Source organism: Streptomyces sp. NPDC039423 (genome assembly GCF_055598725.1).
In genome coordinates, this window is sequence record NZ_JBVKAH010000005.1 from 155,488 (window position 1) to 181,705 (window position 26,218).

Sequence of the window (26,218 nt, forward strand, 5' to 3'; positions counted from 1 at the left end):
GCCGCGCGTAGCCGCTCACCGTCGGGCCTCCACCAGCCGGGGCATGTCGCGGGCGGCCTCGACGAGGAACCACGCGGGCAGTACGGGCCGGCCGTCCTCGTCGTCGCGGATGACGGCCTGGGCCACCTCGACGGAGATCTCGGCGAGCTGGACGAGCAGCGACTTGGCCCGGTGCGCGGCCTGCCGGAGCGCGGGCGGTATCCGGTCCTTGGACGCGGGCAGTTCCCGGATCAGACGCCCCCGGAACGCCTCGGCCAGGTAGTAGAGCAGGTCCCGGTCCTCGACGCGGTTCGGCCAGGACGCGTCGCCCTTGATGATGGCCTCGATGCCGTACGTGTGCCGGACGATCTTGACGTATCCGCAGAAGGAGACGGCGTGCGCGGGGGTGAGGGTGCCGTGCGCGACGATCTTCAGCGTGTCCTCGTCGAGCGCGTGCCCGAAGGAGTGCAGCGCGTCCGAGAGCATGTGCCAGGAGCGGGGCGTGGAGAACGGCTCCTCCGTCTTGGGCGGCTGCGACCAGAGGTGGTCGGGGCGGTCGGTGAGGTAGTCGGTGACCCACGGGTGGATGCCGTTCTCCCCCGCCCACACCAGCCAGTCGGTGACGGAGGCCCGCAGGTGGACGTGGGTGAGCCGGTTGACGAGCGCGGAGGCGATGGGGCGTGCCAGGGCGTTGTCGGTGGCGCGGTTGCCGGCGCCGATGACGAGGGACCCGGCGGGCAGTTCGTAGTTCCCGATGCGCCGGTCGAGGATCAGGGAGTAGAACGCCTTCTGCACATCGGGCGTCGCGGCGTTCAGCTCGTCGAGGAACAGGCAGTACGGCTCGTCCCGGGCGATGGCCTCCGGTGGGCAGAACACGGATCTGCCGTCACGGATCTGCGGCACGCCGATGAGGTCCTCGGGAGCGAGCTGGGTGCCCAGCAGGCTCACGCACTCCAGGCCCAGGGACTCCGCGAAGTCCCGGACGAGGGACGACTTGCCGATGCCGGGCGCCCCCCACAGGAAGACGGGGCGGACGGTCGCGAGGCCGAGCAGCAGCTCGGGGATCCGGGCGGGCGTGACGGTGACGGCGGCCTGCAGGGCGAGCTCCCGGGGGTGTACGGAGGCCCGGCGCGGCGGCGCGCCCGGACCGTTCGGCGCCCGAACGGACGTCGGACCCGTCCAGTCTGATCGCCCGCCGCCCTCGTCGCAGCCGGTTTTCCGGGCCTCCGGTCCCGCCCCGCGGGGCCGCCGGCGGGGAGGCCCGGCGCCCCCGGGCCGGCGGGGGTCAGCCGCGCTGCTTGCGGGCGGACATCCACGCGTAGACGAGCACGCCCGCGAAGAGGAACAGCACGCCCTGGTAGACCGCCGCGTAACCGGAGCCGGCGACCAGCCACATGGAGAACGCGAAGGCGATCACGGCGAGGACGGCGTCGCGGACGAGGCGGGGCCGGTCGACCCGGTCGGACCGGCCGGAGGCCAGGAAGTAGATCTGCGCGGCCGTCGACAGCAGGTACGGGACGGTAGCCGTGAAGGTGGTGACGAGGACCAGGACCTCGAAGACGCCCTCGGGGCCGGCCGTGTAGTTGTAGACGGTCAGCAGGGAGGCGAGGACGACGGTGACGAGGACGCCGTACGTGGGGACACCGCGCCGCTTGTGGGTGAACGCCTTGGGGAACAGGCCGTCCTTGGCCGCCGCGTACGGGGTCTGGGCGCTGAGCAGGGTCCAGCCGTTGAGCGCGCCGACCATGGAAACGAGCGCCATGCAGGCGACGGCGGTGCCGCCCCAGGAGCCGCCGAACATGGTGTTGACGGCGGCGGAGAAGGGCGCGTCGGAGTCGACGAGCCGGTCGTGGGCGACCAGGCCGAAGACGGAGAGGGTGCCGAGCAGGTAGATGACGGCGGCGCCGAGCGTACCGAGGATGGTGGCGCGGCCGACGTTGCGCTGCGGGTCGCGGACCTCACCGGCGCTGACGGCCGCCGACTCCACGCCCAGGTAGCTGAAGAGCAGGATGGCGGCGGACGCGGAGACCGCGCCGACGGCGCTGGAGTCACTGGCCTGGAAGGGGCCGAGGTTGGCGGAGTCGAAGAAGAACAGGCCGCCGACGGCCACCAGCAGGAGGGGCACGAACTTCAGGACGGTGGCGACGAGCTGGACCGCGCCGACGTAGCGGGTGCCGGCGAGGTTGGCGAGGGCGGGCAGCCACTGGAGGGCCAGCGCCGCGGCGATGGTCGCGGCCTTGGACTCGTGGACGGGCACCAGGACGTCGAGGTAGCCGACGGCGGCGACGGCGAGCGCGGCGTTGGAGACCCAGGTAGTGATCCAGTACGACCAGGCGGCCAGGAAGCCGGCGAAGTCGCCGAAGGCCTCCCGGGCGTACACGTAGGGCCCGCCGGTCATCGGGTGGCGCCGCGCGAGGCGGCCGAAGACCAGCGCCAGGGCGATGGCGCCGAGGGTGAGCACCGCGAAGGCGACCAGGCTGATGGTGCCGTAGGGGGCGACGGAGGCGGGGAGGAGGAAGATCCCGCCCCCGATGATGTTGCCCATGACCAGGGCGGTCGCGATGGGCAGTCCGAAGCTCCGGGCGTGCTTGGACCGCTCGTCGGGGGTCGGGTCGGTGATCAGGGGGGTGCTGGTCATGGGGGGTGGTGCGCCTTTCGCCGTACAAACCTGAACATGGTCAGGTACGGCGAACGCTGCACCAAATCACCCGTGTTTGTCCGGTGCGACGCGGTCGGCGACCGGAAATGCTTCTTCCGGTCGGGGGCGGGACGGGGATTCCTGCACGGGTTCGCCCGCCGGACCGAGCGGCACCTGCGGGCCCTGGGTCTCGCGCAGCCAGCGCCGCAGCACCCGGTGCACCTCCTCGGCGCCCACCAGTCGGCCGCCGTCCACGACCGGCGCGGACAGGATGCGCGGCGAGAGAAGGAAGGCCTCGGACTGCTCGCCGCCGAGGCCGCCGTGCGAACCGATCTGCTCCTCGAAGGCGTGCACGGTGCCGGTGGCGGTGTCGTACCGGGAGTTGATCATGATGTCGGCGACGTGCGGGAAGGAGTCGGTGCGCCGGACCGCGTCGGCGGCGCCGGGTCCGTAGGGGGCGAGCGGCCCGTCGTCGGTGAGGTCGTCGACCGGCACCTCCGCGCCGCCGGGGCCGAGCACCACCGAGCCGTGCTCCTCGCTGCGGACGAGCACGAAGCCGATGCCCGGGTGGTCCGCCAGGGTGCGCAGCAGGCCGGGGTGCCGGCGGTCGATCTCCTCGCGGGAGAGCCGGTAAGCCACGTCGGGGAAGGAGACCAGCCCCAGGTTGCCGGAGGCCAGCACGACCGGGTCGGAGGGGCGGGCCGCCGGGCGGTCCCGGCGCTCCTCCTCCGGCAGGTGCACCGCGGTGCGCAGCGCGCCCCGGGCCTCGGCGCCGCCGGGGGTGTGCCGGGCCCGGCGCGGTACGGGCAGCCCGCAGCCGGCCCGGACCAGGTCGCGCAGGGTCAGCCCGTACGCGGACGCGAACGTCTCGCCGCGGCTCTGGCCGTGGTCGGAGAGCAGCACGATCCGGTAGGGCCGCGGGGCGTGGGCGGCGACGTGGGCGATCAGGGCGATGGACCGGTCCAGCCGGCGGAGCACCTGGAGCGCGTCACGGCCGTGCGGCCCGGAGTGGTGGGCCACCTCGTCGTACCCGACGAGGTCGGCGTACACGGCGGTACGGCCGGCCAGCAGGTCGCCGATGACGGCGGCGACCACCACGTCCCGCTCGACGACGGTCGCGAAGGCGCGGATGAAGGGGTACAGCCCGCCGCGGCCGACCCGCGGGGTCTCCCCCGCCAGCCGGGACCGGGTGGCCTGGCCGATCTCCCGGCACACCTCGGCGACGAACGAGAGGGCGGTGCGGACGGCGTTGGCGGGATCGCGGAAGTACGCCACGTACCCGGCGCGGGAGCGGTTGCGGCGGCCGCGGCGCGCCGAGACCGACAGCACCAGGGCGAGCTGGTCGGCGCCGCCGCTGAAGAGGTTGCCCCGGCTGGCGCCGTCCAGGGTGAGCAGCCCGCCGTCGCCGGTGCGGGCGATGGCGCGGCGCTGGAGTTCGACGGCGCTCGCGGGCCGGTTGCTGACCATGAGCCGGCCGGTGTCCTTCTCGTACCAGCGGAAGGCGGGGACGTCGTGGTTGGTGCCGTGCAGGATGGCGAGCTGGCTGGCCCCGGTCTGGCTGGACCAGTCGGTGCGCCAGGACGTGAGGCGGTGGGTGGCGCCCAGCCAGCCGGCGACGGTCGGCATGACCCCGTCGGCGACCGCGTCCCGCAGCACCCGGTGTCCCACGCCGTCGAGCTGGAGGAACAGCGTGCCGGGCAGCCCGCCGGGGACGGCCGCCCGGGGCCGGGAGCGCCGCCGCCCCGCGAGCCGGTACAGGCGGCGCCGGTAGGCGTCGTCGTCCCGGACGGCGAGGGCGGTGGACGTCGCGGACGCGACGGCGGACATCACGGCCGCAACCACGACGGCGTTCTCCGGGGCGGACTCGCCCCGCCCGTCGGGGACGAGCCAGAGGGCGAACAGCAGCAGGGAGCCGTTGAGGAAGAAGGCGAGGAGGCCCAGCACCAGGGCGGGCACCAGCAGCAGCGCGCGGACGGCCAGCGGCCACACCAGCGCGCTCAGCAGGCCGAAGGCGCCCGCGGCCCAGGCGGCGGTGACGGCGGTACGGGTGGCGCTGTCCCCGTCGTCGGACTGGAGCCGGAAGTCGGGCAGGAGGCCGGCGAGCGCGAGCATCGTGAGCGTGGACACCGCCCACACCACGACGACCCGCAGCAGGGCACCGCCCGCCGTACGCCACCGTGCCGGTACCACGCCGTTCGCTCCCGCTCCCGCTCAGCGGCCGTCGTAACCCGCCGTCGGCATGGACAGCCGCCGGTGCACCTGGGCCTTCATCGCCGCGTCGTAGGCCGGTTCGTCCAGCCCGGCCTCCTCCAGGCGCACGCCCCGGCGCCGGCACTCCGCCGTGAAGTCCCGCGCGGAGGTCAGCGCCCGGTGCAGGACCCGTTCGTTGGGCACGACGAACAGGTCGACCGCCCCGGCCTCGACGTCGGCCCACAGCATCCGGTGGTCCGGCCGTATGCCGTAGAACAGGAGCTGCCGGCTGACGACGTAGCCCCGGCCGGCCGCCCAGCGCTCGCACATGGCGTGCTGGCTGCGGGTGTCGACCAGGAAGGGGTCGCGGTCCAGCTCCTCGAGCGGCGTCAGGCTGGCGATCGCCGCCACGCGTACGTCGTCCATGCCGCCGACACTACTCCGATTGGGTCCGGGCGAGGAGGCGCGCCCTTACGCTCGTAAGAGCGTGCGGGAGTGACGCGGGAGCGAGGAGGGCGGGCGTGCCGGTGGAGGTCACGTGGTGGGGTCATGCCACTTGTACGGTGCGGGACTCGGGCGTGCGGGTGCTGACCGATCCGCTCTTCGTGCGCCGGCTGGCCCATCTGCGGCGGCGGCGCGGTGCGCTGCCGCCGCCGGCCGCCGCCCGGGCGGACGCGGTGCTGATCTCGCACCTGCACGCCGATCACCTGCACCTGCCGTCGCTTGCCCGGCTCGCTCCGGGAACGCGCCTGGTCGTGCCCCGGGGCGCGACGCGCGCGGTGCCGGGACTGCGGCGGCTGGGCGGCTCGCGGGGCCTGCGGATCACGGAGGTGGCGGCCGGGGACGAGGTGAAGGTGGAGGGGCTGGTGGTACGGGCGGTGCCGGCGCGCCACGACGGGCGGCGGCTGCCGGTGGGCCCGCACGTGTCCCCCGCGCTCGGGTACGTGATCGGCGGGGCGGCGCGCACCTACTTCGCCGGGGACACCGGTCTGTTCGACGGGATGGCGGCGGCGGTCGGCGAGGTGGACGTGGCGCTGCTGCCGGTCGGCGGCTGGGGCCCCTTCCTGGGGCACGGGCACCTGGACGCGGCACGGGCGGCCGAGGCGCTGGCGGCTCTGGCGCCGCGCGCGGCCGTCCCGGTGCACTACGGCACGTACTGGCCGATCGGGATGGACGGGGTGCGGCCGCACGAGTTCCACGCCCCGGGCGACGAGTTCGTACGCCATGCCGCGCGGCTGGCGCCCGGGGTGGCCGTGCACCGGCTGGGTCACGGCGAGAGCGTACGGCCGGAGGTGTCCGGGTGACCGGGGCGATGGCCCTGCTGCCGCCCGAGCCGACCCAGCAGGCGGTCGGCTACCCGGCGCTGTTCCTCCTGGTGGCCCTGGGGGCGCTGGTGCCGGTGATCCCGACCGGGGCGATCGTCAGTTCGGCCGCGGTGGTGGCGTTCCACCAGACGTCGCCGGTGGCGCTGCTGGTGGTGTTCCTGCTGGCGGCGGGCGCGGCGTTCCTCGGTGACGTGGCGCTGTACTGGCTGGGCCGGCGCGGGGTGCACTCGCGGAACGGCTCGCGGTGGCTCCGGTCCCTGCGCGGGCGGGCGGCGCCGGACCGGCTGGAGCAGGCGCAGGCCAAGCTGCGGGACCACCGGGTGTCGGTGCTGGTCCTCTCCCGGCTGGTCCCCGCGGGCCGGATACCCGTGATGCTGGCGTGCCTGCTGGCGGAGATGCCTCTGCGCCGCTTCGTGCGCGGCAACCTCCCGGCGTGCCTGGCGTGGGCGCTGACCTACCAGTTGATCGGCATCCTGGGCGGCTCGCTGTTCGCCCGCCCGTGGCAGGGCGTCGTCGCGGCGATCGCCCTGACGGTGCTGCTCAGCGCGGTCCCGTGGGCCTGGCGCCGCCTCCGCCGCTCCTCCCCCTCGCCGTCCCGCGCCGCGCGCGGCGAGTGAGCCGAAGGGGCGCGGCCGGTGTCGAAAGGGAGAACGCGCGGAGGCCGTGAGGAACGAACGGCCGAGCACGATCGACCGTCGACACCGGCACGAGCGCCCCGGAGGCGAACCGAGCCCCTACAGTACGCGTGAGCAGAAGGGGCGCGACGGTGTCGAAAGGGAGAACGCGCGGAGGCCGTGAGGAACGAGGGGTCGAGCACGATCGACCGTCGACACCGGCACGAGCGCCCCGGAGGCGAACCGAGCCCCTACAGTACGCGTGAGCCGCCGACCGGGAGGTCCCAGAGGCGGTCGCGGGGCAGGCCGGCCTTCTCCCAGGCGGCGCGGACGCGGGTGATTGGTTCCATCACGGGTTCGGAGGAGAGGACGAACGTGGCCCAGTGCATGGGGGCCATGTTCCGCGCGCCGAGGTCCTGGAAGGCCTGGACGGCCTCTTCGGGGTCGGTGTGGACGTCGCGCAGCCACCAGCGGGGGGCGTAGGCGCCGATGGGCAGGAGCGCGAGGTCGATGCCGGGGTGGCGGCGGCCGATCTCCTCGAACCAGTGGCCGTAGCCGGTGTCGCCGGCGAAGTGGACGCGGTGTCCCTGCGGGTCGGTGAGCACCCAGCCGCCCCAGAGGGAGCGGCAGGTGTCGGTGAGGGTGCGTTTGGACCAGTGGTGGGACGGCACGAAGTCGAAGCGGACGCCGCGCACTTCGGCGTGTTCCCACCAGTCGAGTTCGGTGACGCGGGTGAAGCGGCGGCGGCGGAACCAGCGGCCGAGCCCGGCCGGGACGAGGACGGGGGTGTCGGGGGGCAGCTTCCTGATGGTGGGGGCGTCGAGGTGGTCGTAGTGGTTGTGGCTGATGACGACGGCGTCGACGGGCGGCAGGTCCTCCCACCGCACGCCGACGGGGGTGATGCGGGCGGGCGTGCCGAGGATGCGGCGGGACCAGACGGGGTCGGTGAGGACGGTGAGCCCGCCGATGCGGATGACCCAGCTTGCGTGCCCGGCCCAGGTGACGGCGACCGATCCGGGGGGCGCGGCGGGCAGCGGGCCGGGCTCGAAGGGCAGGTGCGGGATGTCCCGCAGGCCCTCGGCGGTGGGCCGTACGGCGCCTTCGCGGGCGAGCCGGGCCATGGCCCGGACGCCGGGGAGGGGGGCGGTGAGCCGGTCGGCGAAGGATCTGGGCCAGATGCGGGGTCCGCCGTGGGAGTGGGGCCCGCCATGGGGATGGGGACCGCCGTGAGGGCGGGGTCCGCCGTGGTGGGGGACGCCGTCGCCCCCGTGCCCGTCGTCCCCGAGCCCATCGCCCTCGTGCCGGTCGTCGCCGTGCCCGGCGGGGCCGGACGGGGCACCGTCCGCGGGGGGCCGGCCGGTGGGTGCCGTCCGTTCCGTCGTCATGTGTCAGCTCCGTTCACCGTGGTCACCGCAGTTCGCGCAACGCGGTGCCGAACGTGTCCAACGCTTCCGCCACGTGGGGCAGTTCCAGCGGGTCCGCCGCCGTGAGGGACTCGGCGCGCTGCTCGGGGGTGGCTCCGAGCAGGGGCCAGGTCGCCAGGCGCGCCCGGAGCGCGCCGAGCTCGTCGCCGAACCGGTGGCCGCCGGGGACGAGCACGCCCAGCCGGTCGGTCAGGTACTCCTCGAGCTCCATGGAGTCGGTCACCCCGCGGTCGGCGAGCCGGCCGCGGAAGGGGCCGAGGTCGGCGTACAGGTGCCGGCCGGCGGCCGGGGGCAGGGCGAGCGCGCCGGCGGTGAGCACCGTGTGGTGGGCGGCGGCGGCCACGCGCCCGTGGAGGGCGGCGGCGGCCGTCGCGCGCGCGGTGACGGGCGCGGGTTCGCCGAGCGCGTGGGCGGCGGCCGCGGCGACGGGGCCGGCGACGTGCGCGCCGAGGGCGGTGAGCCGGTCCAGGGTGCGGGCGCGGTGGTCGCGTCCGGGCCCCGCGGGCGGGAAGCGGGCGATGGCGGCGGGCCAGGCGGCGGGGGTGAGCGAGCCGGCGAGGTCGCACAGGACGGTGACGTCGTCGGGGCACATATCGGCGGGGCTGACGAGCACGGTGCCGTGCGGGTCGTGGAGGGTGTCGCGCCAGGTCTCGTCGCTGATGACGTGGAGGCCCTCCTCGACGGCGGCCTCGCACGCCTCGAGCACGACCTCGGGCGGGGCGACGGTGGCGGTGGGGTCGTCGACGACGGAGAGCAGCAGGACCGTCGGGTGGCCGCCTTCGGCGCGGACCCGTCGTACGGTCTCCAGGAGGGCGTACGGGTCGGGGACGCCTCCGCACTCGGCGGGGGTGGGCACGTGGTAGGCGGGCCGGCCCAGGAGCCTGGCCTGGGGGGCCCACCAGGCGGGGCAGGGCCGGGGCATCAGGACGTCGCCGCCGTGGGCGGCCATGAGTGCCGAGAGCAGGGGCTGGGCGCCGGGTGCGGCGGCGACGTCCTCGGGGTGGCAGCGCAGTCCGCGCCGCCACCAGTAGCCGCAGGCCGCGTCGCGCAGCACGGCGCCGCCGCCCGGGGGTTCGGGTTCGGTGCGGTCGGCGGCGGCCGCGAGGACGGCGGTGAGCTCGGGCAGGACGGGCAGGCCGGATTCCGGCGCGTGCGGCCCGTAGCGGACGGGACCGCGTCCCCGGGGGTCCGGCTGCCGCATGTCCTCACCTCCGCCCGCTCGGCGCTGCCGCTGGGGTGCGGGGACATGTGCCCGGCCCCATAGCCCTTTATACGGAGGTTCCTCGCATGTCGCCGCTCCACGGGCCGGTGCGGGCCGGCCGCCGTCCGGGACGGCGGCCGTGTGCGGGGCGTGCCGGGACCGCCGCGTACGGGGTCCGCCACCTCGCGGCCGCCAGGGGGTGTCTTGTCAATCAGGCCGGCAAGATCGGCGAGACGCCCCTAGGTCCCGTCCACAACCTCCCGGGGCAATACACCTAGGCGGCGACGTCCCGCATGATGTCCTCCCGCATCTGGGAGCAGCACCGGCTGATGAGCCGGGAGACATGCATCTGGGAGATGCCGAGGTCCTCGGCGATCCGGCTCTGGGTCATGTCGCGGAAGAACCTCATGTAGAGGATCCTCTGCTCGCGTTCGGGCAGGTTCCGCAGGCGCGGCTTGACCGATTCGCGGTCGATGACGACGTCGAGGGCCGGGTCGGGGCCGCCGAGCGCGTCGACGAGCGTGTACCCGTCCTCGGTGCCGGGCAGCTCCGCGTCCAGGGAGAGGGCGGTGAAGCTGTCCAGGGCCTCCAGGCCCGCCATCGCCTCCTCCTCGGTCATGCCGGCCTTCTTGGCGATCTCGGACACGGTGGGAGCGCGGCCTCCGACCGTGTGCGAGAGCTCCTGGTAGGCGGCGCGGACGCGGCCACGCAGGTCCTGGACCCGGCGCGGTACGTGGAGGGTCCACATGTGGTCGCGGAAGTGGCGCTTGATCTCGCCGGTGATGGTGGGGACGGCGAAGCTCTCGAAGGCCGCGCCGCGTTCGGGGTCGTACCGGTCCACGGCCTTGACCAGGCCGAGGGCGGCGACCTGCTTGAGGTCCTCCAGGGACTCGCCCCGGTTCCTGAACCGGCCCGCGAGCCGGTCCGCCATGGGGAGCCAGGCGCGGACGATGTCCTGCCGGACGGCTTCCCGTTCCTCGCCCTCCGGCAGTGAGGCCAGGCGCTGGAACGCCTCGGCGGTGTCGGGGGCGTCGTCGTGCGGATGCTTGGTGTGAGCGAGGGTACGCATTGCTTTTCAGCTCCCTGAACGGTGCTGACGGTTGGCTGTCACCCCGAGGAGAGCTCCTTTCTCCGGGCAGGGGACACGCCCGGAACGGATGGCCGCTCCTAGGGACGTGCCTCCGGTCCGAAGCACGAGATGCGCATGCCCGGGGCCGACCCCGGCAAACTCCTCCTTCCATGCTGGCCGCCTTCCGGCGTTTCCGCTCCTCGGAGCCGCGGTACCCGGGGCCGTGCTGCCGGGACGCCCCGTAGTTACCGACGAGTACGACACGGGTTCCCGGCCCGATCGGAAGCCCCGTACGAGGCCAGGAGGACCGCAGATGAGCATGGATGTCGCCGACCGGATACTCGCCCGGCTGCGCGAGTGGGACGTCGAGTGCGTGTTCGGCTATCCGGGTGACGGGATCAACGGGCTGATCGCCGCCTGGGGCCGCGCCGAGAACCGGCCGCGTTTCATCCAGGCACGGCACGAGGAGATGGCGGCCTTCGAGGCGGTCGGCTACGCCAAGTTCGGGCGCCGGCTGGGGGTGTGCGTGGCGACCTCGGGCCCCGGCGCGATCCACCTCCTCAACGGCCTGTACGACGCCAAGCTCGACCACGTGCCGGTGGTGGCGATCGTGGGCCAGACGCACCGCAGCGCGATGGGCGGCTCGTACCAGCAGGAGGTGGACCTGCACGCGCTGTTCAAGGACGTCGCCTCCGACTTCATCGCCACGGTCACCGTCCCCGAGCAGCTTCCCAACGTCCTCGACCGGGCGATCCGCACCGCGTACGCGCGCCGCTGCCCCACCGTGGTGATCGTGCCGGGCGACGTGCAGGAGCTGGAATACACGCCGCCGACGCACGAGTTCACGATGGTGCCCTCCAGCCTGGACCGCAGCGCCTGGACGGCCGTGCCCGCCGACGACGCCCTGGAGCGGGCCGCCGACGTACTGAACTCCGGCGAGAAGCCCGCCCTCCTGATCGGCCAGGGCGCGGCGGCGGCCCGCCCGGAGGTCGAGGAGGTCGCCGAGCTGCTGGGCGCCGGCGTCGCCAAGGCGCTGCTCGGCAAGGACGCGCTGTCCGACGAACTCCCCTACGTCACCGGATCGATCGGACTGCTGGGGACCCGCCCCTCCTGGGAGCTGATGCAGGGCTGCGACACCCTGCTGACCATCGGCTCCAGCTTCCCCTACAGCCAGTTCCTGCCGGAGTACGGGCAGGCGCGGGCGGTGCAGATCGACATCGACCCGCACATGGCCGGCATGCGCTACCCGTACGAGGTCAACCTCATCGGCGACGCGCGCGCCACCCTGCGCCGGCTGATCCCGCTGCTGCGGCGGAACGGGAAGCGCGGCTGGCGGGAGAAGATCGAGAAGTCGGTGCGGCGCTGGGACGAGGTGATGGAGCGGCGCGCGGCGGTGGGCTCCGAGGCCGTGAACCCGGAGCACGCGGCACGGGCCCTGTCACCGCTGCTCCCCGACCGTGCGCTGCTGACCTGCGACTCCGGTTCGGTCACCAACTGGTACGCGCGCCACATCACCCTGCGCGGCGACATGCGCGCCTCGCTGTCCGGGACGCTGGCCACCATGGGGGGCGGGGTGCCGTACGCGATCGGCGCCAAGTTCGCGCACCCGGACCGCCCGGTGGTGGCCCTGGTCGGGGACGGGGCCATGCAGATGAACGGGCTGGCGGAGCTGATCACCGCGGCCAAGTACCGGCACCAGTGGGACGATCCGCGCCTGGTGATCGGCGTCTGGAACAACCGTGACCTCAACCAGGTGACGTGGGAGCTGCGCGCCATGGGCGGCGCCCCGTCGTTCCTGCCCTCCCAGGAGCTCCCCGACGTGCCCTACGCGCTGTTCGCCGAGTCGATCGGGCTGACCGGGCTGCGGGTGGAGAAGGCGGACGAGGTGGAGAGCGCCTGGCGGATGGCACTGGCGGCGGACCGCCCGGCGGTCGTCGAGTTCGTCACCGACCCCTCCGTACCGCCGATCCCGCCGCATGCGACCTGGCAGCAGTTCGAGTCGACCGCCGCGGCACTCGTGAAGGGCGACGCCGAGCGTGGCGCGGTCGTGAAGCAGGGGCTGAAGGCGAAGCTGCAGGAGTTCCTGCCGGGAGGGAAGCCGCGGCGGTAGTGCCGGGCGCCGGTGCCGGGCCCGCCGCGGGCGCGGTGGTCCCGGGGCCCGCCCCCGGGGCGGTGGTCCCGCGGCCCGGCACCACCGTCCCGGGGGCGGCCCGTTCCGGCAGGCCCGGCTCGCGCTCCGGCAGGCCCGGCTCGCGCTCCGGCAGCAGGAAGTCCTCGTAGCGCCCCAGGGCGAGGACGACGCCGAGCATCGCGGGCGGCAGCAGCAGGGGAACCAGCAACGACAGCAGTCCCATGACCCGGTCCTTCCGTGTGGGGCCGCCGCCCGCCGTCCGTGCCGGGACCGCCCCTTCCCCGCCGCCCGCCGACCGTCACCAGCCGGCCGTCACCCCCTGGGCGTCACCCATCGGGCGTCACCCGTCGGCCGTCACCCGTCGGCCGTGCGGCCGCACGGCCGGATCGGCGGGTCCCCCGCTCCCCCGGATCCCAAACCCGGGTTTGCCCCCGCCCGGTCGGGTACCCGCCCGGCGACCGCACGCGAAGGACCGTGGAGGGCGCCATGCAGCGAGGCAGCGACCGGCTCAGCCGCCGCCAGGACGACGAGATGAAGCACCAGCTCAAGGGGCTTCTCAGGTCCGGGCATCCGACGAGGACCGAGGAGTGGCACGACCCCGAGCCGGTTGCCGAGGACGACCCGGAACTGGCCCCGCCCCGGGGCCACACCGAGCCCTTCGAAGCACTGCGCCTGGAACTGGGCCGGCACCTGGCCCGGACACCCTTCCCGGCGCACCGGGGCGACCTGCTGCGGATGCTGCGGGAGCGGCACGCGCCGGACCCGCTCCTGGACCGGGTGGCGACGCTGCCCGGCGACCGCACCTACCGCAGCGTGCAGGACGTGGCCGTGGCCCTGGAACGGCCGCCGCACCTGGCGTAGCGACCCACGACCGGAAAGGAAGCAACTGTGCAGATCGCGTTTCTCGTGGCGCCCGAGGGCGTCGAACAGGTGGAGCTCACCGACCCGTGGCAGGCCGTGAAGGACGCCGGTGACACCCCCGTGCTCGTCTCGACCGAGCCGGGGAAGATCCAGGCGTACAACCACCTCGACAAGGCCGACACCTTCCCCGTCGACCGGGCCGTCGCCGACACCTCCGTCGGCGACTACGGCGGCCTGGTGCTGCCCGGTGGCGTCGCCAACCCGGACTTCCTGCGGATGGACGAGAAGGCCGTCGCCTTCGTGCGGGGCTTCTTCGAGGCGGGCAAGCCGGTCGCGGCGATCTGTCACGGACCGTGGACGCTGGTGGAGGCCGATGTGCTGCGCGGCCGGACCCTCACGTCCTGGCCGAGCCTGCGGACCGACATCCGCAACGCCGGCGGTGAATGGGTGGACGAGCAGGTGAAGGTGTGCGGCGCGCGGCCCGGCACCCTGATCACCAGCCGCAAGCCGGACGACCTGAAGGCGTTCTGCGAGGCGTTCACGGCGGAGTTCGCCAAGGTCTCGGGCGGCTGACCCCTCGGGGGCGGCACGCCCGGACCGGCTCCTCGTCCCGCGCGGCGGACGAGGAGCCTCGTCGTGTCGTGGGCGCGGACGGTGCGGGGCCGGCGCCCGTCTCAGGCCTGGCGGCCGACCATCGCGAGCAGCTTCGTCTGCTCGTCGGCGTCCGCCGGCGCCTTCACCGGGGCGGCGAACAGGCCCGTGCCGGACAGGCTGTCGGCGTACGGGGTCACCTCCCGTACGGCGAAGTCGACCAGGTCCCGCGGCAGCCGCTCGTCCGCGCCGATCGCCCGGGACAGGTCCCAGGCGTGGACCACCAGGTCCGAGACCATCTGCGAGCAGTAGGCGGGGACCGGCGTCGGTCCGAAGGACAGGTGGACCGTGCGGTCCATGGCGCCCTGCTCCAGGAACGCGGCGCGCGACTCCGCCGCCGCCCGGTCCCACACGGCGACCGGGTCGTCGCCCAGGACGTCACCCGCGAAGGCGTCGCCGACCTCCTCGCTGGTGCGCCGTTCCCGCACCAGCGGGGCCACCCACAACTGCTCGACGGTCAGATGGTTGACGAGGTCCCGTACCGACCAATCGGTGCAGGGGGTCGGGGCGTCCCACTGGTCGGGGCGGACGGCGTGCACCCGCTCGCCGAAGAAGTCGAGCGCCTCGCCGTGCCGGGTGAGGAGCGTGCTGGGCACATGGGGGTTCGGCACCGTGGGTCACCTCCGTGGATGGGTCGGCGTCACCCGCCCACTCTTCCCGGCCCCGGCGAAGGACGCCAGGCGAGTGACCCGGCCGGGAACGGGTGCCCCCGGAGCCGGGCCGTCCCGGGAGCCCCCGAGCGGTGCTTCGGAGCGGGTGACCCGGAGCCGTGGCCCGGAGCGCTGTCGCGTACGGTCGGCCGTACGCCCGGCCGGGGAGCCGCCCCCGCACCGCCGACCGGGGGGTCTACGCGTGGGGGACGACCGGAAAGGGTACGCGCGCAGCATGTTCGATACTTCCGCCCCGCCGGCCGCCGAGACCGTACGTGGCCGGGTCACCGCCCGGTTCAGCGCCTGGGACCGGGAGGTCTTCCACCGTGTCGCGACCCGGCACTGGCCGGGGGGCGACCAGGTGCTGCCCCGGCTGAGCCATGCGGCCAACCACGGACTGCTGTGGTTCGGCGCGGCGGCCGGCATGGCCGTCCTCGGGCGCGGCGCCCGGTCGCGCCGGGCGGCGGTGCGCGGCGTGGCGTCCCTGGCGCTGGCGTCGGCGGCGATCAACACGGTGGGCAAGCGGTCCGTGCGCCGGGCCCGCCCGGTGCTGGACGCGGTGCCCGTGGTGCGGCGGCTCAAGAAGCAGCCGTTCACGACGTCGTTCCCGTCCGGTCACTCCGCGTCCGCCGCCGCCTTCGCGGCCGGCGTGCTGCTGGAGTCGAAGGGCTGGGGCGCGGCCGTGGTCCCGGTGGCCGGCGCGGTGGCGCTGTCCCGGGTCTACACGGGCGTCCACTACCCCAGCGACGTGCTCGTGGGCGCCGCGCTCGGCGTGGGCGCCGCCTTCGCCGTACGCGGGATCGTGCCGACCCGGTCGCAGTTGCCGGCCCCGGGGCGGCCGCACGCCGACGCGCCCGCGCTGGCCGGCGGTGAGGGCCTGGTGGTCGTCGCCAACCGGGGCTCGGGCTCCGGCGACACGACCGCCCTGGTGCGGGACGCGCTGCCGGGCGCCGAGGTGCTGGAGTGCGACCCGGAGGACATGGCGGCGGCGCTGGAGAAGGTCACCTCGTCCGGGCGGTGCCGGGCGCTGGGGGTCCTGGGCGGGGACGGCACGGTCAACCGGGCCGCGGCGACGGCCGCCCGGCACGGCCTGCCGCTCGCGGTGTTCCCCGGCGGCACCCTCAACCACTTCGCGTACGACCTCGGCATCGAGTCGGTGGACGACACGTGCCGCGCGCTGGCCTCGGGGGACGCGGTCCGCGTCGACCTGGGACGGTTCACCCCCGGCCCGGACGGCGCCCCGCACGGCTACTTCGTCAACACCTTCAGCCTGGGTGTCTACCCGGAGCTGGTGCGGCTGCGGGAGCGCTGGTCGCCCCGGATCGGCGGCTGGCCCGCGGGGGTCCTGGCCGCGTGGAAGGTGCTGCGCGGGGAGCATCCGCTGGAGGCGGAGGTGCACGGCCGGCGGCGCCCGATGTGGCTGCTGTTCGCCGGGAACTGCGTCTACCGGCGCATGGGGCCCACCCCGGGCCGCCGCTCCGACCTGGCGGACGGCCTGCTGGACGTGCGGGTGGTGCACGGCGGCCGACTGCCCGGGCTGCGGCTGCTGGCGGCGGCGCTGGCCGGGCCGCTCAGCAAGTCCCCGGTGCACGCGGCCGAGCAGTTGCGGCGGGTGCGGATCTCGGGCCTGGCGCCCGGGACGCCGCTGGCCTACGACGGCGAGGTGACCGGGGCACCGCCGGAGCTGTACGTCGACAAGGAGGACGAGGCCCTGACGGTCTACCGTCCCCAGCAGGGCCGCTGAGGCTCCCGGCCGGGGCCGCCCCGGGGGGCGTGCCTGCCGGGCTCACCGCCCGAGCGTCCCCGCGTCCCCCATCACGATCACCGGCTTCTTCGCCGGGTCCAGGGCGCGCAGTAGCTGCCGCATGTCGTCGCGCCGCAGGGCGATGCACGCGCGCGTGGGCCCGCCGTGGTCGACGTGGATCCACACGCCGCCGCCCTTGCCGGGCCCGAGGGGCCGGACCTTGTCGAGCGGCGACGTGCCGGGGACGCGGTTGTAGTCGATGGCCACCACGTGGTCGAAGGATCCCTCCAGCGGTTCGCCCAGGAAGCCGGTGCCGGGCATGTCGAACTCGTCGCTGCGGTCGTAGGGCAGCAGGGTGCCCGGGTCGGGCAGGCGTCCTCCGGCGTCCCCGAGGGTGAACACCCCGATGGGCGTACGGAGGTCACCGGCGCGGTGGTGGGCCGTCCAGCCGCGGAGCGCGTTGTGGGCGGGCCACGGCTGGCTGACGGTCTTCCACCCGGTCGCCGGGTCGCGCTCGTACAGGACGGCGGTCGACTGGTAGGCGTGCGGCCCGTCGCCCTTGACCACGAGCGCCTGGGACGTGGTGGCGGGAATGCGGGCGCGGGTGGCGGGGCCCAGGCCGGGGATCCGGGCCGGCGGGGCGGGTGCGGGCGCGCCGTGCGCGGTGCCGGCGGTCGCCGAGCCGGGCCGGCCGGCGGGTTCCGGTGCCGTGCGGGCGCCGGCGCATCCCGTGAGGAGAAGCCCGGCGCACATCGCGCCGATGAGCGTGCGGCGTCCCGTTCGGTTGACGACGGACATCTCGGAACCTTTCCCTCATCGCCGGGGCCGTACGGCGTGGACTGCGGCCACCAGGCGATGATCTGCTGATCCGGTCGTCCGGGCGCGGTGATGAGGGGGCGACGCGCGTGAAGTTCCCCCGGTCCACCTAGGGCGTGCGGCGAAAGCGGCGCCGTCCGCCCGGGGCGGGTCCGGGGCGGGGCTCGGGCGGACCGGGTCAGAGGAGGGGCCCGAGGGGTCCCAGATCGAGGTTGAGGTCCTCCGGTTCGAGTCCGAAGCGCGTGCGGAGGAGCTCCATGCGGTCCTCCAGCAGCATCAGGGTGAGCCCGATGCGCTCCTCCTGGTCCTCGGTGAGGTCGCCGCCCTCCACCCGCCGCAGCGCCTGGCGCTCCATGAGCTGGCGCAGCAGTTCCACCACGGTGAGGACCAGCCGGGCCAGGTCGCGTTCGACGGTGTCGGGGTCGAGCTCCACCTTGCGGTGCGACGCGGTCACAGGCGCACCTCCCGTGCCGCCGGCCGCGGGAGCGCCTCCCCGGGCCCCCAGGGTGAGGGCACGTCCTCGTTCACCGAGCTGATGAGGGCCTTGAGGTCGACGCGTACGAGATCGACGTCGGCGATCCGGAGGGTGAGGTCACCGGTGAGCACCACGCCGCCCGCCAGCAGCCGGTCGAGCAGGTCGACCAGGGCGATACGGCGTTCGGACAGGGGTTCCACGGCGGTCACCGGCCGGCCTCCTGGCTCTCCCGGACGCCGTCGGGGGCGGGCGCGGGGGCGTCACCGTGCGCCTCCTCGTCGGCGATGCCGGCGAAGGAATAGGGGGCCCAGGGCCCGGTGAGCTCGACGCGGACACCCGGTTCGGGGGTCTCGTCGACCAGGGCGACGAACCGCTGGCTGAGCGCGCGGTCCACCAGGTAGGCGGCGTTCAGCACGTTGACGCCGGACGCTCCGGAGAGCCGGGCGTCCTGCGGCCGGTGGACGGTGGTGGCCTCCGCGTACCGGGACAGCTCGTCGTGGAGCCGCCGGCACAGCGCGTCGGCGCGCTGCCAGTCGCCGTCGCGGGTGCGGCGGGCCTGGAGCCGGCGGCGCAGGTAGTCGCGGCCGGCGGCCCCGGTGGCGGGCGCCTCGGGGGCGGGCTCGGGTGCCGTTCCGGCGCCGGGCTCGGCGTAGACCTTGACGCCCCATTCGACCCGGCCGTCCAGCCGCTCCAGGGCCCGTACGAAGCGGTCGTGGCCGTCCTCCAGGAGGCGGCGCACCCCGCTGTCGTCGCGGCAGACGGTGGCGAGCCGCAGCGGGAGCGGGCAGGTGACGGTGGACAGGGCGGCGACCACCGCGTCGTGGGCGCGCGCGGTGGCGGCGAGCCAGTCGAGGTCCTCCAGCCGGGCGCGCAGCGGTCCCTCGTCGAACTCCTCGGGGGCGACGGAGCCGGTGACGGCGACCAGGTCGCCGTGGCGCAGCAGCCGGAGCGGTTCGCCGCCGATGCCGTGGGTGCCCTCGGGGAGGACGCCGTCGAAGGGGCGCGTGACGGCGTAGACGTAACGCAGCCGGTCGGTGCTCATGCGGTGCGTCCCTCCAGTTCGGCGATGCGGCGCCGCAGTTCGGCGTTCTCCTGGGACAGTTCGCCGCCGCGGGCGCGGGAGGAGAGCGCCGGGTCGCTCTCCCACCAGTCGATGCCCATCTCCTTGGCCCGGTCGACGGAGGCGACGACGAGGCGCAGCTTGATGGTGAGCAGTTCGATGTCGAGCAGGTTGATCTTGATGTCGCCGGCGATGACGACGCCCTTGTCCAGGACGCGTTCCAGGATGTCGGCGAGGTTGGCGCTGCTGCCCTCGGAGGCGTACGGGCTGGGCAGGCCGCTGGGGCGTGGGGTGCTCATGACGTTCTCGGGCCCTTCTCCAGGCGGTCGAGGAGCTCGTCCTCCCGGCGGTCGAATTCCTCTTCGTCGATCTCGCCCGCCTCGAGCTGTTCGTTGAGCCGGGCGAGTTCGCGTTGTACGGCGGCGGGGTCGTAGTACTGCCGCTCTGCCTCCGTCACCACCTGGCGCAGCACCCAGGCGGTGCCGCGCAGGGGCGCCGCCGGCAGGAGCAGCAGCTCTCCCAGCAGGCCCATGCCCGGTCCTCCCTCTCCGTCGTTCCTCCGGCGCGTCCCGCGCCGCGTTGTGCCACGTGACCGGTCGTACGGCCCGTGACGGGGTGGGTCACTCCACGAAGCTGTAGGGCGGCAGCGGCCCGTTCACCTGGAGCACGAGGTGGTGGTGGGCCTGCTGGAGCTTGTCGATCGCGGCGACGAAGGCGTCGGCCCGGTCGCGCTCCACCAGGAAGGAGATGTTGGCCAGCCAGCCGCCGCTCTCCGGGCCGGGGCGGACGTCGGCGGCCTCGGTCTCCAGCGACTGCTGGATGTGGACCGCGTCGCTCGACTCGCGCTGCTGGACGGCCGCCGCGACGCGTTCGCCGAGAGCCAGCTTCTGCTCGTAGGTGCCGCCGCCCGCCGCGCGGTTGGCCTCGCTGAGCTTGCGCAGCTCGGGGTTGTCGGCGAGGACGCGGTGCAGGACGGCCTCCTCGTCGTGGCTGGCCTTCACGTTGTACTCGACCTTGTCGTCGAGGGTGCGCAGCCGTTCGAGGTAGTGCTCCTCGCGCTCGCCGAGGACGGCGAGGACGGCGTCGTCGTCGGGCGAGACGCCGCCGAAGCGCATGGGCAGGACCGCGCCGGCCGCGCCCGCCTCGGCGAGGACGTTCTGGTGGGCCATCAGGTCGCGCCGCTTGGGCCTGAGGTCGTCGGGGGCGTCGCTGACGAGCGCGGCGAGCGCGCCGTGCTTGAGCACCCGTACCGGCTGGGCCGGTTCGCCGATGCCGCCCATCTTCTCGGGGAGGCCTGGATGTGAGCTCCGGGCGATTCCGTAGACGTACGTGCTCACTCCGTTTCCTCCTTCTTACGGGACGACGAGCGGCTGCTGGACGAGCCGCTGGACGAACTGCCGGACGAGCCCTTGAGGGCGTCGGATATGGTCTCGGCGGCGCCGGACAGCGCCCCCTTGGACTTGCCGCGGGCACCGGACTCGGTGATGTCGCCGACGAGGTCGGGCAGTCCGGGGTTCTTGCGGGGGCCGGCCTCCAGGTCGAGGCGGTTGCAGGCCTCGGCGAAGCGGAGGTAGGTGTCGACGCTGGCGACGACGACCCGGACGTCGATCTTCAGGATCTCGATGCCGACCAGGGACACTCGGACGAACGCGTCGATGACGAGTCCGCGGTCCAGGACGAGTTCGAGGACGTCGTACAGGCCACTGCTGCCGCCGCCGCTCTGCTGTGCCGGAACTACGGTCATGGTGGGGTGCCTCCCTCCCTAGGAACGGTCGGACCTGCCGCGCTCGTAGCGGCGGACGCGCCGGTAGCCGCTGAGCTCGCCGTTGGCGTCGAGTTCGACCTCGTACGAGGCGAGCAGGCTCATCGTGTCGGGGACACGTGCCAGTTCGAGCACTTCGACGTTGAGCGTCCAGCCGTCCTCGGTGCGTTCGAACGACGACACCGACTCGGTCTCCATGCCGGTGAGTTCGGCGAGCTGGGCGCATGCGCCGCGCAGTACCTGCATGGGGCTCGGCGACTGTTCCTGGGGCTGTTGTCGTGCCCGGGCGCTTGTCGCCCGGGCGCTGCTGTTCTTCTCTGTGTTCTCTGATGTGTTCGCCATGGATGCCTCGCTCTCCTGGTTGCCGTGACTCGGATCCGCAAACCCTTGGCCCGTGGTGGGTTGAGGCCGGATCAGCGCAGTGCGTCCAGACGCCGCCGCGCCGGCCCGAGGGCGCGCGGGCGGGCCGCCGCACCGTCCCACGGGGTGCTGCGGGCCTGTTCGAGGACGTTGGTGACGGTCCAGCGGCGGGCGTGCGTGGCCGGGTCGTCGAGCTGGTCCCAGCGCAGCGGGGTGGCGACGGGGGCGCCCGGCCGGGCGCGTACGGAGTAGGGCGCCACGGCGGTCTGGGCGTAGCCGTTGCGCTGGACGTCGAGATAGAGGCGGTCGCCGCGGGGCTGTTTGCGGGCCGCGGTGGTGAGTTCGCGGGGGTGGGCGGCGGCCAGGGCCTCGGCGACGTCGTGGGCGAAGGCGCGTACCTCGTCGAACTCGCTGTGCCCGTCGAGCGGGACGATGACGTGCAGGCCCCTGGAGCCGGTGGTCATCAGGGCGGAGGGCAGCCTGAGGGCGTCGAGGAGTTCGCCGAGGAGGTGCGCGGCCCGGCGTACGGCGTCGAAGTCGTCCTCCGCGGGGTCGAGGTCGAACACCATGCGGTCGGGCGTCGTGGGCCGGTCGGCCCTGGACTGCCAGCGGTGCAGCGTGACGCAGGCCTGGTCGGCGAGGTGGACCAGCGTCGCGGTGTCGTCGCACACGGTGTGGGTGACGGTGCCGCCCTCCTTGGGGAGTTCGGCGCGGTGGACCCAGTCGGGGTAGCCGGCGGGCGTCTCCTTCTGCATGAAGCGGGGGCCGCCGATGCCGTCGGGGAGCCGTTCGAGCATCAGGGGCCTGCCGCGCAGGTGGGGCAGCATGAAGGGCGCGACGGAGCGGTAGTGGTCCACCAGGCCGGCCTTGGTGATGCCGTCGTCGGGGAAGAGGACCTTGTCCGGGCGGTGGATGTCGACGGTCCGGCGGCCGGCCCGGACGGCCCGGGTGCTGCTCGTACTCATCGCGTGCGTCTACCCGGGCGGGCCACCGCCACACGCCGTAATCCCGTTGCGGGAGCGGGGCGGGCGGGCGCAGCATCCGGGCCATGAGTGTCTTCCTGCGAACGCCCCGGCTGGTCCTGCGCCCCGTGACGGAGAACGATCTGGACGAGGTGTGGGCGCTGGACAACGATCCCGAGGTGATGCGCTACCTCAACGGCGGGCGGCCGGTGTCGCGCGAGGAGGTGCGGTCGGGGGCGCTGCGGCGGCTGCGGGGGCCGGGGTTCTGGGCCGCCGAGGCCCGTGACTCGGGCGAGTGGCTGGGGTGGTTCTCGCTGGAGCCCGACCCCGTGCGGGAGGCGGGCCGGTGGGAGGTGGTGGAGCTGGGCTATCGGCTGCGCCGGTCGGCCTGGGGCCGCGGGTACGCGACCGAGGGGGCCCGGGCGCTGGTCGACAAGGGCTTCCGGGAGCTGGGGGTGCGGCGGGTGGTCGCGCGGACGATGACGGTCAACGCGGGCTCGCGGCGCGTGATGGAGAAGTGCGGGCTGCGGTTCGTGCGGACGTTCTTCGAGGAGTGGCCGGAGGTGATCGAGGGGTCCGAGCAGGGCGATGTGGAGTACGCGTTGTCCCGCGAGGACTGGCCGGGCGGCCGCGGGCGGGAAGCCGGAGCGGGCGGGTGACCCCGCCGGGGTGCCGCTCCTGGCCGCGCCGGGGTCCGGTCACGGGGCGCGCGCGGCCGCCGGCCCCGGGGCGCGGGCCCCGGGGCCGGTCGTGGGCCGCGGCCGGGCCATTCAGGGGGTGACGGCCCGCTCCACCAGGAGCTGGACGGCCGCCACGATCGCCTCGGCGTCGATGCCCGCCTTCCGGAGCTGTTCCTCGGGGGTGGCGGAGGCCGGCATGTCGCGGACCGCGAGCCGTGCCGTGCGCGGGGCGGGGCGCCCGTCGGAGAAGGCCTCCGCGACGGCGTCGCCCAGCCCGCCCTCCGGGTGGTGGTCCTCCACGGTGAGGAGGCAGCCGGTGGCGGCGGCCGCGTCGGCGAGCGTGTCGGTGTCCACCGGCTTGAGCGAGTACAGGTCGATCACCCGCACCGGGATGCCGTGCTCGTCGAGCAGGTCGGCGGCCTTGAGCGCCTCGTGGACCGTCACTCCGGCGGCGACGACGGTCGCCCGGTCGTCGTCGCCGTGGGCGCGCAGCACCTTGGACCCGCCGACCGGGAACGTCTCGTCCGGCCCGTACAGGACGGGCATGTCGGCGCGCGAGGTGCGCAGGTAGCGGACGCCCTTGAGGTCGGCCATGGTGGCGACCAGCCGGGCGGTCTGGTTGGCGTCGCACGGGTACAGCACGGTGCTGTCGTGGACCGAGCGGAACATGGCCAGGTCCTCCAGGCCCATCTGGGAGGGCCCGTCCTGGCCGATGGCGACGCCCGCGTGCGAGCCGACGAGGTTGATGCCGGCCCGGCTGACGGCGGCCATGCGGACGAAGTCGTACGCCCGGCTGAGGAAGGCCGCGAAGGTCGAGGCGTACGGCACGTAGCCGCGGGTCTGGAGGCCGACCGCGGCGGCCACGAGCTGCTGCTCGGCGATGTAGCACTCGAAGTACCGGTCGGGGTGGGCCTTGGCGAAGAACTCGCTCCGGGTGGAGTCGCCGACCTCCGCGTCCAGCGCGACGACATCGGCGCGGGCGGATCCGAGGGCCTCCAGGGCGTGTCCGAAGGCGGTGCGGGTGGCGACGGTGTCGCCGATGTCGAAGCGGGGAAGCTGGGGCTCGGGCGGCTCGCCGTCGCTGTTGAGGGTGGCCTTGCGCCCGGTGGCCGCCGCCGGCTTCTGGACGTCGACGTGCAGGGAGCGGGGCCCGCCCAGTTCCGCGATGGCGGCCTCCGGGTCCTTGAGGGGCTTGCCGTGGAATCCCTCCAGGTCCTCCACCGCGGTGGCGCCCCGTCCCTTGCGGGTGGCGGCCAGGATGACGGTGGGCTGCCGGATGGTGGACCGGGCCTCGGCGAACGCCCGGTCGAGGGCCTGGACGTCGTGGCCGTCGACCTCGATGGTGTGCCACCCGAAGGCGTGCAGCCGCCGTTCGTACGCGGCGAGGTCGTGCCCGTGGCGGGTGGGGCCGCGCTGTCCGAGCCGGTTGACGTCGACGATCAGGGTGAGGTTGTCGAGGTGGTTGTACGCCGCGTGCTCGACGGCCTCCCACACCGAGCCTTCCGCCATCTCGCTGTCGCCGGACAGGACATACACGCGGTAGGGCACCTCGTCGAGGCGTTTGCCGGCCAGGGCGATGCCGACGCCGACGGGCAGGCCCTGGCCGAGGGAGCCGGTGGCGACGTCCACCCACGGCAGCCGGGGCGTCGGGTGCCCTTCGAGGCGGCTGCCGAGCTTGCGGAAGGTGAGCAGTTCGTCGTCGTCGACCGCCCCGGCGGCCTTGTACATGGCGTACAGCAGCGGTGAGGCGTGCCCCTTGGAGAGCACGAACCGGTCGTTGCCGGGGTGTTCGGGGTGGTCGAAGTCGAACTTCAGGTGGTGGGCGAGGAGGACGGCGGCGATGTCGGCCGCCGACATGGACGAGGTGGGGTGGCCGGAGCCGGCGGCGTCGGCGGCGCGTACCGCGTCGACGCGCAACTGCTGTCCGAGGGTGGCCAGTTGTTCGTGGTGCATGTCACTCCTTGCCGTCGCGGCCGTGGTCGCCGCCGTAGCTGCCTCGTCCGCCGCCCGGTCCTGCCGGGATGCGGGCCAGCTCGGGCGAGGCGGTGTCGAGCGGTACCTGCCAGGACCGGAGCAGGCCGAGCTGTACGGCCTGCCGCGGCAGAGCGGCGTCCAGCAGCCAGTCGGCGGCGACCCGCACCCGGTTGCCGGGCATCGCGGCGAGGTGGTAGCCGCGGGTGACGGCGCCCGCGACGGGGCCGGACAGCTTGACGCCCATGGGGTTGGCGGCCGCCTTGACCCCGCCGAGGTCCACGGCGAAGCCCAGGTCGTTGTGCTTGTACGGGGCGGCCTCGCCGAACCCGAGGGAGGCGGCGACGTTGCGGGCGGCGACCTTGCCCTGCCGGGCGGCGTGCTGCGCCGTCATGGGCGTGAACTCGCCGGGCCGGGTGAGGTCCGGTACGGCGGCGGCGTCACCGCACGCGAAGACGTCGGGGTGGCCGGGGACGCCGAGCTGCGGGGTGACGACCAGGCGGCCGCGTTCGACGGGCAGGCCGAGCTGGGACACGAGCGGGTCGGGGCGTACGCCGACGCACCAGATCAGCGACCGGGTCTTCACGAACTCGCCGTCGTCGAGCAGCACCCCCTCCGCCGTGGACTCCTTGACGGACGTCTTGGTGCGCACGTCGACGCCGCGGGCGCGCAGCACCTCGTCGGCGGTGCGGGAGAGCTTCTCGTCGAGGCCCGGCAGGACGCGGTCGGCGACGTCGAGGAGCATCCAGCGGGGCTTCACCCCGGTGGGCCAGGCGGGCTGCTTGCGGACGAGGGCGTCGGTGAACATCTTGCCGTGCGCGGCCAGTTCCGTACCGGTGTAGCCGGCGCCGACCACCACGAAGGTGCAGCGCGAGGTGCACTCGGCGGGGTTGCCGGCGGCGGAGGCCAGCTCGATCTGGCGGGTGATGTGGTCGCGCAGGTACAGCGCCTCGGGCAGGCCGCGGAAGCCGGTGGCGTTCTCGGCGACGCCCGGGATGGGCAGCAGCTTGCTGACGCTGCCGACGGCGAGCACGAGCCGGTCGTAGGTGAGGGTGCCCTCGGTCCCCTCGGGGTCCGTGTAGTGGACGGCGCGCGCGTCGAGGTCGACGTGGTCGGCCTGGCCGAGCACCAGCCGTACGTGGCGGAGGGTGCCGGGGAGCGAGACGGTGATCCGGCGCGGTTCCAGGACACCGGCGGTGACCTGGGGCAGCAGCGGCAGGTAGAGGAAGTAGTCGGTCGGGTTCAGCAGCACGATCTCCGCGCGGCCGCGCAGGCTGCGGGAGAGGTTTCGGGCGGTCTGGTACCCGGCGAAGCCGGCGCCGACGATCACGACGCGCGGCAGGGCGCGGGAGCCGTCGGGGCGGCCGGGGTGGCCGGCGGGGCCGGGGCCGGGGAACGGGCCGGACGGGCTGACGGACGGGGTCACAGGGCCTCCAGCGTCATGTCTGCGTGCGTGCACGGCCGCGTGATGCGGACGGACCTTCCCGGTGCCCCGGAGCCTGCCGCCCAAACGCGGCATTCCGGTCGCCGCACGGGTCCACGGCGGGTCACCCGCGTTCGGGCGGATGTCGCCGCACCGCACCCGCGTGTCTCATTTGGTGAGAACTGCGTATCACTATGCGACACGGTCGCGTACGGTGGCGGGACCAACGACC

Annotated in this window: 27 protein-coding genes; 7 read left to right on the plus strand and 20 right to left on the minus strand. The window is 74.3% G+C overall.

Annotated features, from left to right (window positions below):
* Positions 1-15: 15 nt before the first annotated feature.
* The 4 genes from ACZ7LK_RS17975 to ACZ7LK_RS17990 form a co-directional block, all read right to left on the minus strand.
* The gene (locus ACZ7LK_RS17975) at positions 16-1,077 is read right to left on the minus strand and encodes an ATP-binding protein (RefSeq protein WP_471142220.1); all 1,062 of its coding nucleotides are present in this window, start codon (positions 1,075-1,077) and stop codon (positions 16-18) included.
* Positions 1,078-1,264: 187 nt separating this feature from the next.
* Positions 1,265-2,617, minus strand: coding sequence for an amino acid permease (locus ACZ7LK_RS17980; protein ID WP_392273999.1), 1,353 nt, complete (start codon positions 2,615-2,617; stop codon positions 1,265-1,267).
* A gap of 66 nt (positions 2,618-2,683) precedes the next feature.
* Complete coding sequence (locus ACZ7LK_RS17985; protein WP_471141774.1) at positions 2,684-4,807, minus strand: phage holin family protein; 2,124 nt, start codon at positions 4,805-4,807, stop codon at positions 2,684-2,686.
* Positions 4,808-4,828: 21 nt separating this feature from the next.
* Positions 4,829-5,233: a hypothetical protein gene (locus ACZ7LK_RS17990; protein WP_392274001.1), complete on the minus strand. Its 405-nt coding sequence runs from the start codon at positions 5,231-5,233 to the stop codon at positions 4,829-4,831.
* A 95-nt stretch (positions 5,234-5,328) separates the two neighbouring features.
* Between ACZ7LK_RS17990 and ACZ7LK_RS17995 the strand changes: the two genes are divergently transcribed.
* Together ACZ7LK_RS17995 and ACZ7LK_RS18000 are read left to right on the plus strand one after the other, a co-directional pair.
* Positions 5,329-6,111, plus strand: a complete 783-nt coding sequence (locus ACZ7LK_RS17995) for an MBL fold metallo-hydrolase (RefSeq protein ID WP_471141778.1) — start codon at positions 5,329-5,331, stop codon at positions 6,109-6,111.
* 8 nt (positions 6,112-6,119) lie between these two features.
* Complete coding sequence (locus tag ACZ7LK_RS18000) at positions 6,120-6,749, plus strand: DedA family protein (protein ID WP_392274368.1); 630 nt, start codon at positions 6,120-6,122, stop codon at positions 6,747-6,749.
* 248 nt (positions 6,750-6,997) lie between these two features.
* Here ACZ7LK_RS18000 and ACZ7LK_RS18005 read toward each other — a convergent pair whose 3' ends face one another.
* The 3 genes from ACZ7LK_RS18005 to ACZ7LK_RS18015 all read right to left on the minus strand — a co-directional run bounded on the left by ACZ7LK_RS18005 (position 6,998) and on the right by ACZ7LK_RS18015 (position 10,440).
* A complete protein-coding gene (locus tag ACZ7LK_RS18005; protein ID WP_471141781.1) occupies positions 6,998-8,131 on the minus strand; it encodes an MBL fold metallo-hydrolase in 1,134 nt (377 codons plus the stop codon).
* Positions 8,132-8,153: 22 nt separating this feature from the next.
* Positions 8,154-9,371, minus strand: a complete 1,218-nt coding sequence (locus ACZ7LK_RS18010; protein ID WP_392274004.1) for an aminotransferase class I/II-fold pyridoxal phosphate-dependent enzyme — start codon at positions 9,369-9,371, stop codon at positions 8,154-8,156.
* Positions 9,372-9,645: 274 nt separating this feature from the next.
* The gene (locus tag ACZ7LK_RS18015; RefSeq protein ID WP_392274005.1) at positions 9,646-10,440 is read right to left on the minus strand and encodes an RNA polymerase sigma factor SigF; all 795 of its coding nucleotides are present in this window, start codon (positions 10,438-10,440) and stop codon (positions 9,646-9,648) included.
* A 313-nt stretch (positions 10,441-10,753) separates the two neighbouring features.
* Between ACZ7LK_RS18015 and ACZ7LK_RS18020 the strand changes: the two genes are divergently transcribed.
* From ACZ7LK_RS18020 to ACZ7LK_RS18030, 3 genes are all read left to right on the plus strand, one after another.
* Positions 10,754-12,550, plus strand: a complete 1,797-nt coding sequence (locus ACZ7LK_RS18020; RefSeq protein ID WP_471141785.1) for a thiamine pyrophosphate-requiring protein — start codon at positions 10,754-10,756, stop codon at positions 12,548-12,550.
* A 507-nt stretch (positions 12,551-13,057) separates the two neighbouring features.
* Entirely contained in the window at positions 13,058-13,432 is a 375-nt protein-coding gene (locus ACZ7LK_RS18025; protein ID WP_392274007.1) for a DUF2795 domain-containing protein, read from the plus strand.
* Between the two features lie 27 nt (positions 13,433-13,459).
* Positions 13,460-14,005 carry a type 1 glutamine amidotransferase domain-containing protein gene (locus tag ACZ7LK_RS18030; protein ID WP_469461597.1) on the plus strand — a complete coding sequence of 182 codons (546 nt, stop codon included), beginning with the start codon at positions 13,460-13,462 and terminating at the stop codon, positions 14,003-14,005.
* Between the two features lie 101 nt (positions 14,006-14,106).
* Here the strand turns inward: ACZ7LK_RS18030 and ACZ7LK_RS18035 are convergent, their stop codons facing one another.
* The gene (locus ACZ7LK_RS18035; protein ID WP_469461595.1) at positions 14,107-14,694 is read right to left on the minus strand and encodes a TIGR03086 family metal-binding protein; all 588 of its coding nucleotides are present in this window, start codon (positions 14,692-14,694) and stop codon (positions 14,107-14,109) included.
* Positions 14,695-14,968: 274 nt separating this feature from the next.
* Here ACZ7LK_RS18035 and ACZ7LK_RS18040 point away from each other — a divergent pair, with 274 nt between their 5' ends.
* A complete protein-coding gene (locus ACZ7LK_RS18040) occupies positions 14,969-16,477 on the plus strand; it encodes a bifunctional phosphatase PAP2/diacylglycerol kinase family protein (RefSeq protein ID WP_392274010.1) in 1,509 nt (502 codons plus the stop codon).
* A 42-nt stretch (positions 16,478-16,519) separates the two neighbouring features.
* Here ACZ7LK_RS18040 and ACZ7LK_RS18045 read toward each other — a convergent pair whose 3' ends face one another.
* The 10 genes from ACZ7LK_RS18045 to ligD form a co-directional block, all read right to left on the minus strand.
* Positions 16,520-17,275 carry a L,D-transpeptidase family protein gene (locus tag ACZ7LK_RS18045; RefSeq protein ID WP_392274011.1) on the minus strand — a complete coding sequence of 252 codons (756 nt, stop codon included), beginning with the start codon at positions 17,273-17,275 and terminating at the stop codon, positions 16,520-16,522.
* A 196-nt stretch (positions 17,276-17,471) separates the two neighbouring features.
* On the minus strand, positions 17,472-17,747 hold the full coding sequence (locus tag ACZ7LK_RS18050; protein ID WP_392274012.1) for a gas vesicle protein K: 276 nt from the start codon (positions 17,745-17,747) through the stop codon (positions 17,472-17,474).
* Positions 17,744-17,968 (minus strand): gas vesicle protein, encoded by a 225-nt coding sequence (locus tag ACZ7LK_RS18055; protein ID WP_392274369.1) that lies wholly within the window; start codon positions 17,966-17,968, stop codon positions 17,744-17,746. The genes ACZ7LK_RS18050 and ACZ7LK_RS18055 overlap by 4 nt, the downstream gene beginning before the upstream one ends.
* 5 nt (positions 17,969-17,973) lie before the next feature.
* Entirely contained in the window at positions 17,974-18,810 is an 837-nt protein-coding gene (locus ACZ7LK_RS18060; RefSeq protein ID WP_471141791.1) for a GvpL/GvpF family gas vesicle protein, read from the minus strand.
* A complete protein-coding gene (locus tag ACZ7LK_RS18065) occupies positions 18,807-19,127 on the minus strand; it encodes a gas vesicle protein (protein ID WP_392274014.1) in 321 nt (106 codons plus the stop codon). The genes ACZ7LK_RS18060 and ACZ7LK_RS18065 overlap by 4 nt, the downstream gene beginning before the upstream one ends.
* Positions 19,124-19,360 carry a gas vesicle protein GvpG gene (locus ACZ7LK_RS18070; RefSeq protein ID WP_392274015.1) on the minus strand — a complete coding sequence of 79 codons (237 nt, stop codon included), beginning with the start codon at positions 19,358-19,360 and terminating at the stop codon, positions 19,124-19,126. The genes ACZ7LK_RS18065 and ACZ7LK_RS18070 overlap by 4 nt, the downstream gene beginning before the upstream one ends.
* 88 nt (positions 19,361-19,448) lie before the next feature.
* The gene (locus ACZ7LK_RS18075) at positions 19,449-20,165 is read right to left on the minus strand and encodes a GvpL/GvpF family gas vesicle protein (protein WP_392274016.1); all 717 of its coding nucleotides are present in this window, start codon (positions 20,163-20,165) and stop codon (positions 19,449-19,451) included.
* A complete protein-coding gene (locus ACZ7LK_RS18080) occupies positions 20,162-20,572 on the minus strand; it encodes a gas vesicle structural protein GvpA (RefSeq protein WP_392274017.1) in 411 nt (136 codons plus the stop codon). The genes ACZ7LK_RS18075 and ACZ7LK_RS18080 overlap by 4 nt, the downstream gene beginning before the upstream one ends.
* An 18-nt stretch (positions 20,573-20,590) precedes the next feature.
* Entirely contained in the window at positions 20,591-20,932 is a 342-nt protein-coding gene (locus ACZ7LK_RS18085) for a gas vesicle protein GvpO (RefSeq protein WP_392274018.1), read from the minus strand.
* Between the two features lie 71 nt (positions 20,933-21,003).
* Positions 21,004-21,915, minus strand: coding sequence for a non-homologous end-joining DNA ligase (ligD, locus tag ACZ7LK_RS18090; RefSeq protein ID WP_471141797.1), 912 nt, complete (start codon positions 21,913-21,915; stop codon positions 21,004-21,006).
* 83 nt (positions 21,916-21,998) lie between these two features.
* Between ligD and ACZ7LK_RS18095 the strand changes: the two genes are divergently transcribed.
* Positions 21,999-22,571 (plus strand): GNAT family N-acetyltransferase, encoded by a 573-nt coding sequence (locus ACZ7LK_RS18095; protein WP_471141800.1) that lies wholly within the window; start codon positions 21,999-22,001, stop codon positions 22,569-22,571.
* Between the two features lie 111 nt (positions 22,572-22,682).
* Here ACZ7LK_RS18095 and ACZ7LK_RS18100 read toward each other — a convergent pair whose 3' ends face one another.
* Positions 22,683-24,545: a transketolase gene (locus tag ACZ7LK_RS18100; protein WP_471141803.1), complete on the minus strand. Its 1,863-nt coding sequence runs from the start codon at positions 24,543-24,545 to the stop codon at positions 22,683-22,685.
* A gap of 1 nt (position 24,546) precedes the next feature.
* The gene (locus ACZ7LK_RS18105; protein WP_392274370.1) at positions 24,547-25,893 is read right to left on the minus strand and encodes an NAD(P)/FAD-dependent oxidoreductase; all 1,347 of its coding nucleotides are present in this window, start codon (positions 25,891-25,893) and stop codon (positions 24,547-24,549) included.
* Between the last annotated feature and the right edge of the window lie 325 nt (positions 25,894-26,218).